The following is a 15,452-nucleotide window of genomic DNA, read 5'->3' as shown; positions in this document are numbered from 1 at the left end:
GATATGGGATGGATTTAAAGGATAAGATCAGATCGATTGAGGATTACCCTCAGAAGGGTGTGATCTTCCGCGATATTACAACACTGCTGAAGGATGCAGAGGGGCTGAAGGACGCTGTGGATGCCATAACGGCAAGCCTTGCGGATGTTTCCTTTGATTTGGTGCTGAGCCCCGAATCCAGAGGGTTTATCTTCGGGATGCCCGTGGCGTATAATATGGGGAAGGGCTTTGTTCCTGTCAGAAAGGCGGGCAAGCTGCCTGCGGAAACCATCAGCAAGGAATATGAGCTGGAATATGGCACGGCAACCATCGAAATTCATAAGGATGCCATCAAGCCCGGACAGAAGGTTGTCATTGTAGATGACCTGATGGCAACAGGCGGCACAGCAAAGGCGATTATGGAGATGGTAGAGGAAATGGGCGCAGAGGTCGTTGCCTCCGCATTTTTGATAGAACTGGATTTTCTGAACGGCAGAAAGGCCTTGCCCGATTGCAGAGTTGAGGCTGTGATTCATTACGAATGAGAAAAAAAGGAAGGGTGGCACTGCCGCTCTTTCTTTTTATAAAAGAATAGATGAGGGATAAGGTATGTACGGACAATTTTTTATACTTTTTGGGTTGATTCTGGTGGGGTATTACTGCAATAAAAAGGGATACTTGCCGATGGAAACAAATAAAAACGTAGGCAATATGGTCATGCGCGTGACGATTCCTGCGATGCTGATTACTACGATTGCAGGGATTGAGATTACCGACAGGGTGCTGAAGGCATTTCTCTTTTCTGCCGCAGGGCAGGCAGCCATGATGGTTGTGTTTGGCTTTTTGATGCGGCAATACGGGCGGAAAAGAGGCTTGGACAGCCGCCTTCTGCCCATGCTTGACCTGACCGCAGGCTCCCTGAACACAGGCTTTATCGGCTTGCCCGTTACGATGATTTTCTTCGGGCAGGCGGGGATTATCTATATGTCTGCGGGGGTTTTGGCACTGAATTTGTATCTTTGGTCGTATGGTGTATATCTGATTTCAGACAAGAAGGCGACAGGTGCGGCGGCAATCGGGAAAAGCTTTTTACAGGGAGCAATCAATCCGAACTGCATTTCCATCCTGCTGGGGCTTCTGCTTGCGGTGACGCATACCGCAAGATTTGTGCCGACAGTGGTGCTTGGCTTTCTGACAAAGGTCGGGGATTTATCTACACCGCTTTCTCTGATTTATATTGGCGCATTGGCAGGCGGCAGCGGCATCGTGCAGCTCTTTAAAGAAAAAACAGCACTGGAAATCAGTGTGGTGAAGATGATTGGGATGCCTGCATTGGCAATTCTTGCAATGCTTTTTATTCCTGCGGATGGTCTTGCAAAGTCGGTGTTCCTGCTTTCCGTTTGCATGCCATCGGCGGCGGTCGTGCCGATGATGGTCGGCAGATACGGCTATGGGGATAAGATGTCCTCGGATATTGTGCTTTGGACAACGGTTCTTTCCATGGCAACGCTGCCGTTAAGCGTGCTGCTTGCCGCAAAGCTTTACGGAGCAGTCTGAAAAGCCTGAAAAACCTTTATTTTTCGGAAAAAAGTGCTTGCAATGTCCTTTCGGGCGTGGTATAATTTTTCGTGTTGATTACGGACGGTCCAATGCCGCTGTCAAAGGGACGGGGTAAGAACGTCTAAGGTGCATAAGGAGGAAATACAATGGATATCATCAGAGAACTGGAAAATGAACAGCTGAAAAGCGAAGTAACTCCTTTTAACGTTGGCGACACAATCCGTGTTTATGCTAAAGTAGTAGAGGGTACAAGAGAAAGACTGCAGATGTTCGAAGGCGTTGTTATCAAAAGACAGGGCGGCGGCATCAGAGAAACTTTCACAGTAAGACGTATCGCTTCCGGCGTTGGCGTTGAAAGAACATGGCCCGTACACTCTCCCAGAATCGACCGTATCGAGGTTGTAAGACGTGGTGTTGTAAGACGTGCTAAACTGTTCTACCTGAGAGACAGAGTTGGTAAAGCAGCTAAGGTTAAAGAAGTTCTGAAATAAGCTGTACATTTTGTACCGGAACGAGAAAAAGCAGTCTCGATGAACAAGTTTCATCGAGACTTTTTTCGTGAGAGGCAGAAGGGCTTTTGCCTTTGACGAAAAAATGCGTTTGGATAAAGGAGGTCTTTGGAATGGAGCAGGCAATTGAAAAGCAGGAAGAACAGAAGCCTACAAGAAGAAAAAAGGAAAAGAAGGGAATGCCCATGCTGCTGCAGCTGGTGCTGTTGGTTGTTGTGATTGTGGTTTTGCGTAATGTAATGGGGACGGTTCTGGTAAAGGGGTCTTCCATGGAGCCGAATTTTTACCATGGCGATTTTGTGTTTATCAATAAGCTGAGCACCTCCTTCGGTACGCTGAAAAAGGGAGATATTGTTATCTGCCGCCTGAATGACGAAAAGAAAAATATCATCAAGCGTGTGATTGGTCTGCCCGGGGATGTAATTGACCTCAGAGATAATGGTGACGAGGAAGATACGATATACTCTCTGTATATCAATGGGGAGTTGGTGAAGGAGGACTATATCAAAGCGCCGATGGATACAAAGGGAAATATTGAGTACCCTTATACAGTTCCCGAAAACAGCTATTTTGTGATGGGGGACAACAGAAACGCAAGCTCCGACAGCCGCAGAAAATCGGTCGGCGCGATTCCGAAGGAGAACCTGATGGGGAAGGTTGTGTTCCGCCTGTATCCCTTCAGCTCCATTGGCTTTATCAAATAAAAACATGAGTGAAAATAGAAAGAGGTAGCTATGAACAATATTCAATGGTATCCCGGGCACATGACAAAAACCCGCAGAATGATGGAGGAAAATATTTCTCTGGTGGATATTGTCATCGAACTGGTAGATGCAAGAATTCCATACAGCAGCAAAAATCCGGATTTGGATACGCTTGCGAAGAATAAGCACCGTATCCTGCTTCTGAATAAATGCGACCTTGCGGACGAAAGGGCAACCGATATCTGGCAGGAATATTTTGAAAAGCAGGGCTTCCGCGTGATTCGCATCAATGCGCTGAAGGGCAACGGCTTGGGCGAGGTGACGGAAACGGCACGCAGCTTAATGAAGGAAAAAATTGAGAAGCTGAAAGCAAGAGGGCGTATCAATGTCCCTATCCGCAGCATGATTGTGGGTATCCCGAATGTGGGGAAATCCACGTTTATCAATAAATATGTGGGGAAGGTAACGGCGAAAACCGGGGATAAACCCGGTGTGACCCGCGGCAAGCAGTGGATAAAATTAAAAAAGGATTTTGAGCTGCTCGATACGCCGGGCATCCTCTGGCCGAAATTTGAGGACCAGCAGGTGGGGCTGAAGCTGGCGTTTACGGGGGCAATCAATGATGATATTCTTGACCCCGAAAATATGGCGCTTGCCTTTATCAATCACATGATTTCCAGAAATCCCGACTGTCTGCGGAATCGGTATCAGATTACATTCGATACGATTGAGGAGCCGCATGTAATTCTGGAAAAAATCGCGATGGCGCGCGGTTTTAAGAAAAAGGGCGGCGAACCTGATTTGGAACGCGCAGGCAAAATTCTGATGGATGAATACCGTGGCGGCAAGCTTGGCAGGCTGACATTGGAGCTGCCGGAGGATATTGATGTGATGCTGGAGCAGAAGAAGGCAAGGGCGGCGGAAAAAGCGGTTTTGGATAAGGAACGGAAAAAGGCCTACAATAATAAAAAGAAGAAATAACACAAAAACCATAGGACTGGCGGATACCAGATTCTATGGTTTTCTTTTTTAGCTGCTTTTAAAATTTCAGCTTAGACTCGTTTAGAATCTCGATGATATTGCGAAGCACCTGTGCGGTGAAGCCCCAGATGATATGCCCGTTATATTCATAGAAAAGCTGTGTGGTTTTGCTCTTGCTAAAGGGGTAGTTTTTGCCGCCTTCGATTTTTTCGTAGGGGAAATCGGGGGATTCTATGACCTTCCAGACGGTATCATGCCGCTCCGGCTCGGTTTTCAGAAAGAAACGCAGGGGGACGGTGAAAATTTCCGCAACCTCCTTGGGATTTGGGACTGCGGTTTTGTAAATCTCATAGGGGATATAGGCGATATAGGGCTGAATCATGCCACGATAAATCGTCAGCATGAAGTCACTTTTCCCTAGAAGGCGAATATCCTTTTGAGAGATGCCGATTTCTTCCTCGGTTTCTCTGAGAGCGGTTTCCACGAGGGTTTCGCCCTGTTCCCGATGTCCGCCGGGAAAGCAGACATCCCCCGGCTGATTTACCCCTGCGGCGCGTTTTGTCAGAATGAAATGCAGTTCTCCGCCTATCTCTGTCAGCAGAGCAAGAACGGCGAAATGGCGCAGCTTCCAAATGGGGGCTGCTTCATGCGAGGAAAAAACAGCGGTGACTTTTTTCAGACAGTTTTTATGTTCCATGGGGCTCAGTCCTTTCTTAATCTGATGCGGGTTGCTGCCATGCGGCGACGGCTGTCCTCGATATCGGCGTAATGCTTGCGGGTGGTATTGACATCGGCATGCCCCAGCACATCCGCCACTAAGTAGATATCCCCCGTTTCCTGATAGAGATTTGTACCGAAGGTACTGCGCAGCTTATGGGGGGTGATTTTTTTGATTGTAACGCCCTGTGCGTATTTTTTGACCATATTCTGCACCGTCCGCACGCCGATGCGCTTGCCCTGACTCGAAAGAAAGAGGGCATCTTCATTTTCGTCCTTGGTTAGGGCGTTCTGCCGTTCCTCTAAGTAATCCGCAAGGGTTTCCCGTACTTCTTCGCCGAAATAGAGGAAAACCTCGTTGCCACCCTTACGGGTAACCTTGACGGCGTTATTCTGAAAATCCAGATCCTTAATATTGATACCGACACATTCGGAAACACGCATCCCCGTCCCAAGCAGGAGCGTCATCATGGCAAGGTCGCGCTTTTTTGTTTTTTCATGGAAGACCTTCTGGCGGTCGGTCAGCTTTTCGCCGCTTTCCACTGCATCCAGAAAGTTTGCCATTTCGTTCACATCCAGACGCACAATAGCTTTTTCGTGGATTTTCGGGGTATCGACCAGAGAGGCAGGGTCCGCCGATATAATTTTTTTCTTATACAGATATTTAAACAGCATCCGCACTGCGGCAAGCTTACGGGATTTCCCTTTTTCCTCGTTGTGCATTTCCTTGCCATAGGCGGGGTTTTCATAATCGGGGCGAATATAATAGGAAAGATATTCCATGAAGCAGTCAATATCCTCAGAGGTGACCTCGCTCAAATGCGCTGCGGTCAAATCCTTCGGCTCGATGCCGCCGAGGGTGCGATGCTCCTCATAAAGATAGCGGAAGAAAATTCGCAGATCGTAGGCATACGCCAGACGGGTTTTAGTAGAGGTGGTCTGTGCGATGCCGCGAAAGAAGGCTTGCACAAAGGAGGGCAGCTCCCTCTGGATTTCCCGAAGACGCAGGGTTTCCTTATTTTTCAGTTCCTCACGGTAATCAGACATCAGGCTCACCTTCCTTATTCCTCATGATTCCAACCCTTTAGGGAGGAACGCTTGATGGCACCGAATACCTTTTCCTGCAAATTATCATACCGTAGGGAAAGCTCTGCCAGAAGCTCCTTGGTTTCCTGCCGTTTGGTATTTCCGTCGGCAAGACAGGGGTTTTTTACGATATGGATATCGCTTTTATTGACAAAGCTGCGACATTCCCATTCCGGCACATACATCAGCGGACGGATGGAATAGAGTTTTTTTCTGTCCAAGAAGCTAACGGGAGCGAAGCAGTTCAGGCGACCCTCATAAAGCAGAGACATAAAGAAGGTTTCCACAACATCATCCTTATTATGCCCCAAAGCGATCTTATTGCAGCCAAGCTGTTCCGCCATATCATTCAATGCGCCCTTCCGCATTTTTGCACAGAGAGAGCAGGGATTTTTTTCTTTTCGCTCATCAAAAATGATTTTGCCGATATCGGTTTCCACAACGGTATAATGCACACCCAGCTCATTGCAGAGTGCCTGTATGCCGTCATAGCTTGCACCGGGCAGACCGAGGGAGACGGTAATTGCCTCCAGCTCAAACCGCTTGGGATAGAAGCGCTGTAAATGCTTGAGGGCGACCAGAAGACAGATGCTGTCTTTGCCGCCGGAAATGCCGACCGCGATTTTATCGCCTTCCTCTATCATACTATAATCATCTACTGCGCGGCGCACATAGCTTAATAATTTCTGTAATTTCATGTGAATACTCCTTTGTTTCCTGCATCTATCATGCGGTATAATCTATACTTATCTTATATAGATTATAGCGGAAGGAAGGAAAAAATAAAAGAGTCGCGGAGTTTTTTTCGGAAAAAGCGGAAAGACTGTAAAGGACAAAAGAATCTTGCGCCCAAGGGCATACTTTTGTGGAAATATTCTTGAAAATATACATATAAAACTGTATAATAATTTTTATAATCTTTTTTCGACAAAATTATTAGAAATTTTTATCAATAAGAGGGGGTGATGAGTATGGCAGAGATTGATGAACAATTATATAAGGAATTGATTGATAAAATCAAAACCTACCATCCGTCCGATGATTTTTCCATGGTGGAAAAGGCATATAAGCTGGCGGTGGAAGCGCATAAGGAACAAAAGAGAAAATCAGGCGAACCATATATCATCCATCCTTTGAAGGTGGCATATATTCTGGCGGAGCTGGAGCTGGATATGGAGACCATCACGGCAGGGATTCTGCACGATATTATTGAGGATACACCTTATACCTATGAGGATATTACACACCTGTTCGGCGAGGAAATTGCTGCATTGGTGGATGGTGTGACGAAACTGGGCAAGCTTTCCTATACCACAAAGGAAGAGGCGCAGGCAGAAAACTACCGCAAGATGTTCCTTGCCATGGCAAAGGATATTCGTGTTATTTTAATCAAGCTGGCGGACAGACTGCACAATATGCGGACGTTAAACTATATGACACCCGAAAAGCAGAGGGAGAAGGCGCAGGAAACACTGGATATTTACGCTCCTCTGGCGCATCGTCTGGGTATTTCCAAAATCCGTTCCGAAATGGAGGATTTGTGCTTTAAATATCTGAATCCGGATGCGTATTTCGATTTGGCGGCAAAAATCCAGAAGAAAAAAGAAGAACGTGACCAGTTCGTGCAGAGCATGGTGCAGGAATTACAGACGAAGATGAACGAGGCCGGCATCAAGGGGAAGGTTTACGGCAGAACAAAGCACTTTTTCAGCATTTATAAGAAGATGGTGAACCAGAATAAAACCCTTGACCAGATTTATGATTTGTTCGCTATCCGTGCGCTGGTGGACAGCGTGAAGGATTGCTATGCCGTTCTGGGGATTGTGCATACGGCGTATACCCCCATGCCCGGACGGTTTAAGGATTATATTGCTATGCCAAAGCCGAATATGTATCAGTCGCTGCACAATACGCTGATTGGCCCGCATGGGCAGGTGTTTGAGGTGCAGATTCGTACATGGGAAATGCACCGCACAAGCGAATACGGTATCGCAGCCCACTGGAAATATAAAGAGGGCAGAGCGAACGAAAAATCGAGCAAGGCGCAGAAAAGTGAGGAAGCAAAGCTGGCATGGCTGCGGCAGATTATGGAATGGCAGAAGGATATGTCCGATAATAAGGAATATCTGGATACCATTAAGCTGGATTTGAATATCTACAGCACACAGGTGTATGCCTTTACACCGCAGGGGGATGTTATCCAGCTGACGAAGGATTCTACCCCGATTGACTTTGCCTATATGATTCACTCGGCAGTCGGCAATAAGATGGTCGGCGCGAGGGTAAATAATAAAATCGTTCCGCTGGATCATAAAATCCAGAACGGGGACATTGTAGAGATTATCACTTCTCAGAATTCCAAGGGACCGAACCGAGATTGGCTTGCCATTGTTAAAACAGCACAGGCAAGAACAAAAATCAAGCAGTGGTTCAAGAAGGAAGAAAAGGAAGAAAATATCATCCGTGGACGCGAAATGATTCTGGCAGATATCAAGAAAAAGGGGTATCAGCCGCAGGATTTGCTGCGCCCCGAATGGGAAGAAATCGTTCTGGTGAAATACGATTTCAAGACATGGGATGCGCTTCTGGCTGCTGTCGGCTACGGCGGCATGAAGGAGGGGCAGGTTGTTAACCGCTTGAAGGATGAATATTTAAAGGAAAAGAGAAAGACGCAGACGGCAGAGGATGCGCTGAAGGATTTTGAAAAGACCATCGACCAGAAGCCTGTGAAAAAGCATAAAAGCAAGAGCGGCGTTGTGGTGGAAGGCATCGGGGATGTTGCGGTGCGTTTTTCCAAATGCTGTAGTCCGGTGCCTGGGGATGAAATCATCGGCTTCGTGACACGCGGCAGAGGGGTTACGATTCACCGTACCGACTGCATCAACGTGATCAATCTGAGCAACGAGGAACGCGGACGCTTGATCAATGCCGAATGGGATACGCAGTTTGCCAAGGGAGAAAGCAATACCTCTTATCTGGCGGAGCTGAAGGTTGTAGCGAATGACAGGGTTGGCTTGATTGTGGAAATCAGCCGTCAGCTGGCGGATGATGATATTTCCGTAAAGGGCTTTAATGTGAGAACCACAAAGGATATGCAGGCAATTTTGAATGTTACGATTGAAATTAAAACAAAGGAACAGCTGGAGCGCGTGGTCACACGTCTGAAAAATCTGCGTGATGTGACAGAGGTGGAGCGTGTTTCCGGTCTGGGCTGATATAGGGTTTAGGAGGAAGAAATGAGAGCAGTATTACAGAGAGTGACAGAAGCAAGTGTAACCATTGACGGACAGAAGGTCGGAGAAATCGGCAAGGGGATTATGGTGCTGTTTGGCATGCTGGGGACAGATACGGATAAAACCATTGATTACATGCTGGATAAGGTCATCAATCTGCGTATTTTTGAGGATGAAAACGGCAAGATGAATCTTTCTCTGTTGGATATTGAAGGAGAGTTGCTGATTGTGCCTAACTTCACCCTGTACGGGGATGCAAGAAAGGGCAGACGACCCGGCTACAGCAGCGGGGCAGCACCCGAAATTGCAAGCGAATTGTTCGATAAGCTGTGTGCAAAGGCAGAAGCACTGGGCATCAAGAAGGTGCAGCATGGCATTTTCCAGACAGATATGAAGGTTGCCCTTGTCAATGATGGCCCTGTGACACTGCTGCTTGACAGTGAAAAGCTGTTCTGATGCGTATGGATACGGAAACCATCAGCTATGTTCTGGAGGGACATGAGCTGCAAAACGATGTGCAGACAATGATACAGGTATTTCTGGCAAACCGCCATTATATCCGCACGGACACAGTGACAGATGCGGAGATTACCGTAAAAAGCGAGATGAAAGAGGGCATTGCTTCGGCAATGCTTTATCGCCGTGGGGAGAAGGCTTCCGCATGGTCGATGGAATATGACGAAAAAATGCTGACGGAAAAGGAACAGAAGCGCATCATCAAGCGGACGATTTATGAGCTGCTGAAGGCGGAAACGGGAATTCGCCCCCAATGGGGACTGCTGACAGGCGTGCGCCCTGCAAAGCTCATCAGCAGCCTGTTGGAGGAGGGCAAAACGGACAAGGAATGTCTTGTTTTTCTGACGGAGGATTATCTTGTGATGCCGCATAAGGCGGCACTGGCGCTCAAGGTGGCAAAGGCGGAACGAAAAATTCTGGAGGATAACCGCCCTGAGGAAATCAGCCTGTATATCGGGATTCCCTTCTGTCCAACCAGATGTCTGTACTGCTCCTTTACGGCGTATCCGCTCCATCAGTATAAAAATCGGGTGGATGAATATCTGGATGCCATGTTCAGAGAATTGGATTGGCTTGCGGCATACAGCAGAGGCTTCGTGATGAAGAATATTTATATCGGTGGCGGCACACCGACCTCCTTGAATGAGGCACAGCTGGAACGTCTGCTGCAAAAGGTGGAGGAGCTGTTCCATCCGGATGAAAGCATGGAATATACCGTTGAGGCAGGTCGCCCCGATACGATTACAAGAGAAAAGCTGCGGCTTTTAAAGGAGTACGGCGTGAACCGCATTTCCATCAATCCGCAGACGATGAACGATAAGACCTTGCGTGCGGTAGGCAGAAAGCATACGGTGGAGGATATCCGTCGGGTGTTCCGCGAGGCAAGAGAGGAAGGACATCAGAATATCAATATGGATTTGATTCTGGGTCTGCCGGGAGAGGATGCCGCAGATGTCCGCAATACCATGGAAGAAATCATGAAGCTGGCACCCGATAACGTGACGGTGCATACGCTTGCGGTCAAGCGTGCCTCTCGACTCAGAGAGGAGCTGGCACAGCATGACATGACAACGGCAGAAGCCTTGGAGGAAATGCTTGATATTTCCGCGGAATACGCCGAGAGGATGGGCATGGAGCCGTATTATATGTATCGCCAGAAAAATATGGTTGGCAATTTTGAAAATGTCGGCTATTGTCATCCCGGCAAGGAAGGCATCTATAATGTACAGATTATGGAGGAAAAGCAGACTATCCTTGCGGCGGGCGCAGGCGCGAGCACAAAAACGGTTGACCCCGAAACAGACCGCATTGAACGGGTGTTCAACGTAAAAAGCATTGAGGATTATATCGGTCGCATAGAGGAAATGATAGAAAGAAAGAGAACGGGCTTGCCCCAAGGAGGTAACGTATGATTCAGTTGGTAAAAGGGACAAAGGATATTTACGGCGCAGAGGTGAAGGCTTGGCAGGAAATCGAAGGGAAAATGAGACGCATTTGCGAAACCTTCGGCATTGGTGAAATCCGCACGCCCGCGTTTGAATTTACAGAGCTGTTTGCCAGAGGGGTTGGCGAAACCACAGATATTGTGCAGAAGGAAATGTATACCTTTACGGATGATGGGGACAGAAGTCTGACACTTCGTCCGGAGGGAACGTCAGGTGCAGTGCGTGCGTATGTGGAGCATGGGATGCACAATCAGGCACAGCCCACAAAGCTGTATTATATTTCCCCGACCTTCCGTTGTGAAAATACACAGGCAGGCAGACAAAGACAGTTCCACCAGTTCGGCATTGAAATGCTTGGCTCCTACAGTGCGGCGCAGGATGCAGAGGTTATTTCTGTGGCAACTGCTTTACTGGAGAAATTGGGGGTAGAGGGCGTAGAGCTGCGCATGAACAGCCTTGGCTGCCCCGAATGTCGTGCAAGATACAACAAAACACTGAAGGAATTTATCGGACAGAACCTGGACAAGCTTTGCCCGACCTGTAAGGAGCGTTTTGAAAAGAATCCTCTGCGTGTGCTGGACTGCAAAGAAGAAAGCTGTCAGCAGATTGTGGCAAATGCGCCCTCTGTGCTGGATTGTCTGGATGAGGAATGTACGGCACATTTTCAGAAGGTGCAGGATATTTTGACTGCAAACGGCATTGCCTTTACCATTGACCCTAAGATTGTGCGCGGTCTGGATTATTACACCAGAACGGTTTTTGAATTTGTATCCGACGGGCTGACCGTATGCGGCGGCGGCAGATATGATAATTTGGTTGAGGAAATCGGTGGAAAGCCTACAGGCGCAGTCGGTTTTGGTCTGGGGATTGAAAGACTGATTATGATTCTGGAAAAGCAGCATGGTGCCATTACCGAAACACCTGAGAGAGATGTTTATATCGGCTCTATGGGCGAAAAGGGACTTTTGAAAGCACAGTCTCTGACCTATGAGCTGAGAAAGGCAGGCATTCAGGCGGACTGCGATACTGTGGAACGCAGTGTAAAGGCACAGATGAAATATGCCAATAAGATTGGTGCAAAATATTCCGTTATCCTTGGTGATTCTGAACTGGAAAGCGGCAGAGTAGAGCTGAAGGATATGGCAAACAGTGAAAAGAGCGAGGTTGCTCTGGCAGATTTGCCTGCAATCCTCAAGGAAAAATGCGGAAAATAAAACAAAAACAGAATGAATACAGAGCCTTGGGAGAACCTTCTTTCAAGGCTTCCTTTTTACTTGCGGGGCGGCAGAGATTTTCATTGCCATGCAGCTTGGAAAAGTCTTGTATTTTTGGGAATAAAGTGATATGATAGCTTGATGGATTGAAGAATGTCAGAAAATTTCCTTAAAGGATAAGGAGGATACAGCATGAAGGTTGTAATCGTAGGGGACGGTAAGGTCGGCGGCACTATCGCCAGACAGCTCTCCGGTGAAGGACATGACATCATTGTAATTGATAATAATACAAGTGTTCTGAATAATGCTTCCAATACGATGGATATTATGAGTGTGGAGGGGAACGGCGCAAGCATGCTTGTCCAGAAAAGAGCAGGTGTGCCTGAGGCAGATTTGCTGATTGCGGCAACCTCCGCGGATGAGGTAAATATGCTTGCCTGCCTGCTGGGGAAAAAGCTGGGCGTGCCGCATACGATTGCCCGTGTGCGTAACCCCGAATATTATGAGCAGATTAACGAATTGAAGGAAGAACTTGGACTGAGCATGACGGTAAACCCCGAATTTGCGGCGGCAACGGAAATCCTGCGTCTTTTGCGCTTCCCCTCTGCTTTGAAAATCGAGGTGTTTGCGAGAGGGCGTGTGGAGCTGGTAGAGGTCAAGATTCCGCCCCACAGTGTGCTGGATGGGATGCCTCTATGGGCGATTTATAAGGAGTTTCAGGTAAAGGTTCTGATCTGCGCGGTGCAGAGAGCAGGAGAGGTGCATATCCCCAACGGTAACTTTGTATTGCAGGCAGGGGATAAAATCAACCTGACCGCATCACATAGTGAGATTGAAAAATTCTTCCGTACCATCGGTCTGTTCCGTACGGGGGTAAAATCGGTCATGATTCTGGGCGGCGGCAGAATGGCGTATTATCTGGCAAAGGCACTGATTCTTTCTCATGTGCGCGTAAAGATTATCGAACTGGATTATAAGCGTTGTGAATATCTATGTGAGGCGCTGCCGGAAGCGGTTGTGATTCACGGAGATGGGACGGATAAGGAAACTCTGCAGGAGGAGGGTCTGGAAAAGACGGATGCTCTGGTCTGCCTGACAGGGATGGATGAGGAAAATATCGTAGTTGCGCTTTATGCCAAGGCGAAAAAGGTTTCCAAGGTGATTGCGAAAATCAACCGTATTTCCTTTGATGAAATTCTGGATGCGCTGGATATTGATGGCTTTATTTCGCCGAAGATGATTGCGGCAAATAATATTGTCCGTTATGTGCGCGCGATGCAGAATTCCGCAGGGAGCAGTAACGTAGAAACGCTGCATAAGCTGGTAAATGAGCAAATTGAAGCATTGGAGTTCAAGGTAAGAGAAAAATCCAGCGTAGTGGGTGTGCCGCTCAAGGATTTGAAGACGAAAAGCGAGGTTCTGGTGGCAACGATTATCCGCAATGGCAGAGTTATTATTCCGGGCGGTAATGACATGATTGAGGTGGATGACAGCGTGATTATTATTACCAGAAATAAGCATTTGACGGACTTGAAGGATATTTTGAAATAATAAATTGAAATTTGGTGAAGGGTTATGAATTTTAATATGATTGCCTATATTCTGGGCAATATCATACGAATAGAGGCTGCCCTGCTTGCAGTGCCTGCCTTTGTTTCTATATGGTATCAGGAGGCAAAGGCGGCATCGGCATTTGTCGCAACCATTATCGCCTGCCTGATGGTAGGGACGGTTCTGGTCAGCCGTGAGCCGGAAAATAAGCGGATTTATGGGCGAGAGGGCTTTGTTGTGGTTGCACTTTCGTGGATTGTGATGTCCGTTCTGGGGGCACTGCCGTTTTATCTGAGCGGCTCTATTTCGGGCTATGTAAATTGCTTTTTTGAAACGGTATCCGGCTTTACCACAACGGGCGCAAGCATTTTGCAGGAGATTGAAACTCTGCCGAAAAGTATTCAGTTCTGGCGTTGCTTTACGCATTGGATTGGCGGTATGGGGATTCTGGTATTTATGCTTGCAATTATGCCCCTTGGGGACGAGCGCACGATGTATCTGATGAAGGCGGAGGCACCCGGACCTCTGGTTTCCAAGCTGGTGCCAAAGGTAAAATCGACAGCAAAAATCCTGTATACGATTTATATTGTACTGACACTGGTGGAGATGATTTTGCTGTTTGCAGGTGGAATGCCCTTTTTTGACAGCGTGGTGCATGCCCTTTCGACAGCGGGGACAGGCGGCTTTTCTGTAAAAAATAGCAGCATTGCGGAATACAATAGTGCGTATTTTGAATATGTCATTACGGCATTTATGCTGCTGTTCGGGGTGAACTTCAACCTGTTCTATTTGATGCTGATGAAGGATTTTAAGAATGTATGGAAAAATGAGGAGCTGCGCTACTATATTGCCATTGTCTGCATTGCGACAGCGCTGATTACCATAGATATTTCTCGGTATTATCCAACGGTGGAGGGCTCCTTCCGCCATGCGATTTTTCAGGTGGCGGCAATTATGAGTACAACGGGCTTCGTAACGGCAAACTTCGACCTCTGGCCTGAGTTTTCCAAGACGCTTCTGTATTGCCTGCTGCTTCTGGGGGCATGCGGCGGTTCAACCGCGGGCGGTATTAAGGTTTCGCGTTTTGTAATCCTTCTGAAAATGATTCGGCGGGAGATCAGCCATATTGTGCACCCGCGCTCCGTTAACTTGATTAAACTGGACGGCTATAAGGTGGATGAGGATTCTATTCGCAGCGTGACAGGGTTTATTATTCTGTATGTGCTCATTTTGCTGGGGTCGTTCATGCTGGTTTCGCTGGATAATTTCGACTTTATTACGAATGTGACTGCGGTTACAACATGCCTGAGTAATGTCGGACCGGGACTTGCTATGGCAGGGCCTGTTGAAAACCTTTCCTTCTTCTCCGGCTTCGCAAAGATTGTGCTTTGCTTGGATATGCTGCTGGGGAGACTGGAAATTTTCCCGATTATTATGCTTTTCGCTCCATCCATCTGGAGAAAGAGCTACATGTAACAACGCAGAGCCAAGCATCTGCAATAAAAAGAACAGCTTACATGCTTGCATGATAGGCTGTTCTTTTTATTGCAGATATTTGGCGAGCGCCACAACGAAAAAATACGAAGTATTTTTGAGATGGGCTCTGCGTTGTTGCATGTGGGTGCCCTGATTTCGATTTTACAGAAAAAGCAGCCTGTTTGGGCTGCTTTTTCTGTAAAGGGGAGGGTATATTACTATGATAAACCAAATATAGGTAGTTGTCTGTTTTTTTCTTTCAATATTTTTCTTCCAATAGGGGAAGGGGTGCCTGCAGCCTTTCGGGGAAGGGGACTGCAGGCGGAAGTAAAAGGGGGCGTCCTTTCGACTTCTTTTGTAGTATACTGTAAAAATATGGACAAAGTGTGAATAGAAACTTAAGGCTTTGTTAAAATATGCGAATGTTTTCTTTATTGGGGTGCCCTTTATCCGCTGCGCAGAGAGCTTTGCTCTGATTGCT

The 15,452-nt window shown here is 47.4% G+C and carries 15 protein-coding genes; 12 read left to right on the top strand and 3 right to left on the bottom strand.

Features of this window, described 5'->3' with window-relative positions; genetic code table 11:
- Positions 1–8 precede the first annotated feature (8 nt).
- The 5 genes from EJE48_RS01080 to ylqF all read left to right on the top strand — a co-directional run bounded on the left by EJE48_RS01080 (position 9) and on the right by ylqF (position 3,733).
- Positions 9–524 (top strand): adenine phosphoribosyltransferase, encoded by a 516-nt coding sequence (locus EJE48_RS01080; RefSeq protein ID WP_118581670.1) that lies wholly within the window; start codon positions 9–11, stop codon positions 522–524.
- 64 nt (positions 525–588) lie between these two features.
- A complete protein-coding gene (locus EJE48_RS01075; protein WP_118581667.1) occupies positions 589–1,536 on the top strand; it encodes an AEC family transporter in 948 nt (315 codons plus the stop codon).
- A gap of 149 nt (positions 1,537–1,685) precedes the next feature.
- Positions 1,686–2,030 carry a 50S ribosomal protein L19 gene (gene rplS / locus EJE48_RS01070; RefSeq protein WP_016407149.1) on the top strand — a complete coding sequence of 115 codons (345 nt, stop codon included), beginning with the start codon at positions 1,686–1,688 and terminating at the stop codon, positions 2,028–2,030.
- Between the two features lie 131 nt (positions 2,031–2,161).
- Complete coding sequence (gene lepB, locus EJE48_RS01065) at positions 2,162–2,752, top strand: signal peptidase I (RefSeq protein ID WP_016407148.1); 591 nt, start codon at positions 2,162–2,164, stop codon at positions 2,750–2,752.
- A gap of 30 nt (positions 2,753–2,782) precedes the next feature.
- Entirely contained in the window at positions 2,783–3,733 is a 951-nt protein-coding gene (gene ylqF, locus EJE48_RS01060) for a ribosome biogenesis GTPase YlqF (protein WP_118581664.1), read from the top strand.
- 58 nt (positions 3,734–3,791) lie between these two features.
- Here ylqF and EJE48_RS01055 read toward each other — a convergent pair whose 3' ends face one another.
- The 3 genes from EJE48_RS01055 to EJE48_RS01045 are packed head-to-tail and all read right to left on the bottom strand — an operon-like array spanning position 3,792 to position 6,234.
- Positions 3,792–4,430: an NUDIX hydrolase gene (locus EJE48_RS01055; RefSeq protein ID WP_016407146.1), complete on the bottom strand. Its 639-nt coding sequence runs from the start codon at positions 4,428–4,430 to the stop codon at positions 3,792–3,794.
- A gap of 5 nt (positions 4,431–4,435) precedes the next feature.
- The gene (locus EJE48_RS01050) at positions 4,436–5,497 is read right to left on the bottom strand and encodes a tyrosine-type recombinase/integrase (RefSeq protein WP_118581661.1); all 1,062 of its coding nucleotides are present in this window, start codon (positions 5,495–5,497) and stop codon (positions 4,436–4,438) included.
- Positions 5,498–5,511: 14 nt separating this feature from the next.
- Positions 5,512–6,234, bottom strand: a complete 723-nt coding sequence (locus EJE48_RS01045; RefSeq protein ID WP_016407144.1) for a tRNA 2-thiocytidine biosynthesis TtcA family protein — start codon at positions 6,232–6,234, stop codon at positions 5,512–5,514.
- 273 nt (positions 6,235–6,507) lie between these two features.
- On the opposite strand from EJE48_RS01045, the gene EJE48_RS01040 reads away from it, so the two are divergent.
- The 7 genes from EJE48_RS01040 to EJE48_RS01010 all read left to right on the top strand — a co-directional run bounded on the left by EJE48_RS01040 (position 6,508) and on the right by EJE48_RS01010 (position 15,361).
- Positions 6,508–8,751: a RelA/SpoT family protein gene (locus EJE48_RS01040; protein WP_174707763.1), complete on the top strand. Its 2,244-nt coding sequence runs from the start codon at positions 6,508–6,510 to the stop codon at positions 8,749–8,751.
- 21 nt (positions 8,752–8,772) lie between these two features.
- Positions 8,773–9,225, top strand: coding sequence for a D-aminoacyl-tRNA deacylase (dtd, locus tag EJE48_RS01035; protein ID WP_016407142.1), 453 nt, complete (start codon positions 8,773–8,775; stop codon positions 9,223–9,225).
- The gene (gene hemZ, locus EJE48_RS01030) at positions 9,225–10,697 is read left to right on the top strand and encodes a coproporphyrinogen dehydrogenase HemZ (protein ID WP_243107937.1); all 1,473 of its coding nucleotides are present in this window, start codon (positions 9,225–9,227) and stop codon (positions 10,695–10,697) included. Before dtd ends, hemZ begins: the two co-directional genes overlap by 1 nt.
- A complete protein-coding gene (gene hisS / locus EJE48_RS01025) occupies positions 10,694–11,944 on the top strand; it encodes a histidine--tRNA ligase (protein ID WP_118581655.1) in 1,251 nt (416 codons plus the stop codon). The genes hemZ and hisS overlap by 4 nt, the downstream gene beginning before the upstream one ends.
- A 192-nt stretch (positions 11,945–12,136) precedes the next feature.
- The gene (trkA, locus tag EJE48_RS01020) at positions 12,137–13,495 is read left to right on the top strand and encodes a Trk system potassium transporter TrkA (RefSeq protein ID WP_016407139.1); all 1,359 of its coding nucleotides are present in this window, start codon (positions 12,137–12,139) and stop codon (positions 13,493–13,495) included.
- Positions 13,496–13,519: 24 nt separating this feature from the next.
- Positions 13,520–14,971, top strand: coding sequence for a TrkH family potassium uptake protein (locus EJE48_RS01015; protein WP_118581652.1), 1,452 nt, complete (start codon positions 13,520–13,522; stop codon positions 14,969–14,971).
- A gap of 69 nt (positions 14,972–15,040) precedes the next feature.
- On the top strand, positions 15,041–15,361 hold the full coding sequence (locus EJE48_RS01010; RefSeq protein WP_118581649.1) for a hypothetical protein: 321 nt from the start codon (positions 15,041–15,043) through the stop codon (positions 15,359–15,361).
- Positions 15,362–15,452: the final 91 nt, after the last annotated feature.

This window comes from Anaerotignum faecicola (assembly GCF_003865035.1).
GTDB lineage: Bacteria > Bacillota > Clostridia > Lachnospirales > Anaerotignaceae > Anaerotignum_A > Anaerotignum_A faecicola.
Note: the sequence above shows the minus strand (reverse complement) of the source record. Positions and strands in the feature narration are given on the sequence as shown.

Bases quoted from the DNA above. Each gene is read 5' to 3' on its own strand.
- hisS (WP_118581655.1), top strand. From the start codon at position 10,694: ATGATTCAGTTGGTAAAAGGGACAAAGGATATTTACGGCGCAGAGGTG.
- EJE48_RS01045 (WP_016407144.1), bottom strand. From the start codon at position 6,234: ATGAAATTACAGAAATTATTAAGCTATGTGCGCCGCGCAGTAGATGAT.
- EJE48_RS01055 (WP_016407146.1), bottom strand. From the start codon at position 4,430: ATGGAACATAAAAACTGTCTGAAAAAAGTCACCGCTGTTTTTTCCTCG.
- lepB (WP_016407148.1), top strand. From the start codon at position 2,162: ATGGAGCAGGCAATTGAAAAGCAGGAAGAACAGAAGCCTACAAGAAGA.
- hemZ (WP_243107937.1), top strand. From the start codon at position 9,225: ATGCGTATGGATACGGAAACCATCAGCTATGTTCTGGAGGGACATGAG.
- EJE48_RS01050 (WP_118581661.1), bottom strand. From the start codon at position 5,497: ATGTCTGATTACCGTGAGGAACTGAAAAATAAGGAAACCCTGCGTCTT.
- dtd (WP_016407142.1), top strand. From the start codon at position 8,773: ATGAGAGCAGTATTACAGAGAGTGACAGAAGCAAGTGTAACCATTGAC.
- EJE48_RS01015 (WP_118581652.1), top strand. From the start codon at position 13,520: ATGAATTTTAATATGATTGCCTATATTCTGGGCAATATCATACGAATA.
- EJE48_RS01080 (WP_118581670.1), top strand. From the start codon at position 9: ATGGATTTAAAGGATAAGATCAGATCGATTGAGGATTACCCTCAGAAG.
- rplS (WP_016407149.1), top strand. From the start codon at position 1,686: ATGGATATCATCAGAGAACTGGAAAATGAACAGCTGAAAAGCGAAGTA.
- trkA (WP_016407139.1), top strand. From the start codon at position 12,137: ATGAAGGTTGTAATCGTAGGGGACGGTAAGGTCGGCGGCACTATCGCC.
- EJE48_RS01040 (WP_174707763.1), top strand. From the start codon at position 6,508: ATGGCAGAGATTGATGAACAATTATATAAGGAATTGATTGATAAAATC.
- EJE48_RS01075 (WP_118581667.1), top strand. From the start codon at position 589: ATGTACGGACAATTTTTTATACTTTTTGGGTTGATTCTGGTGGGGTAT.
- ylqF (WP_118581664.1), top strand. From the start codon at position 2,783: ATGAACAATATTCAATGGTATCCCGGGCACATGACAAAAACCCGCAGA.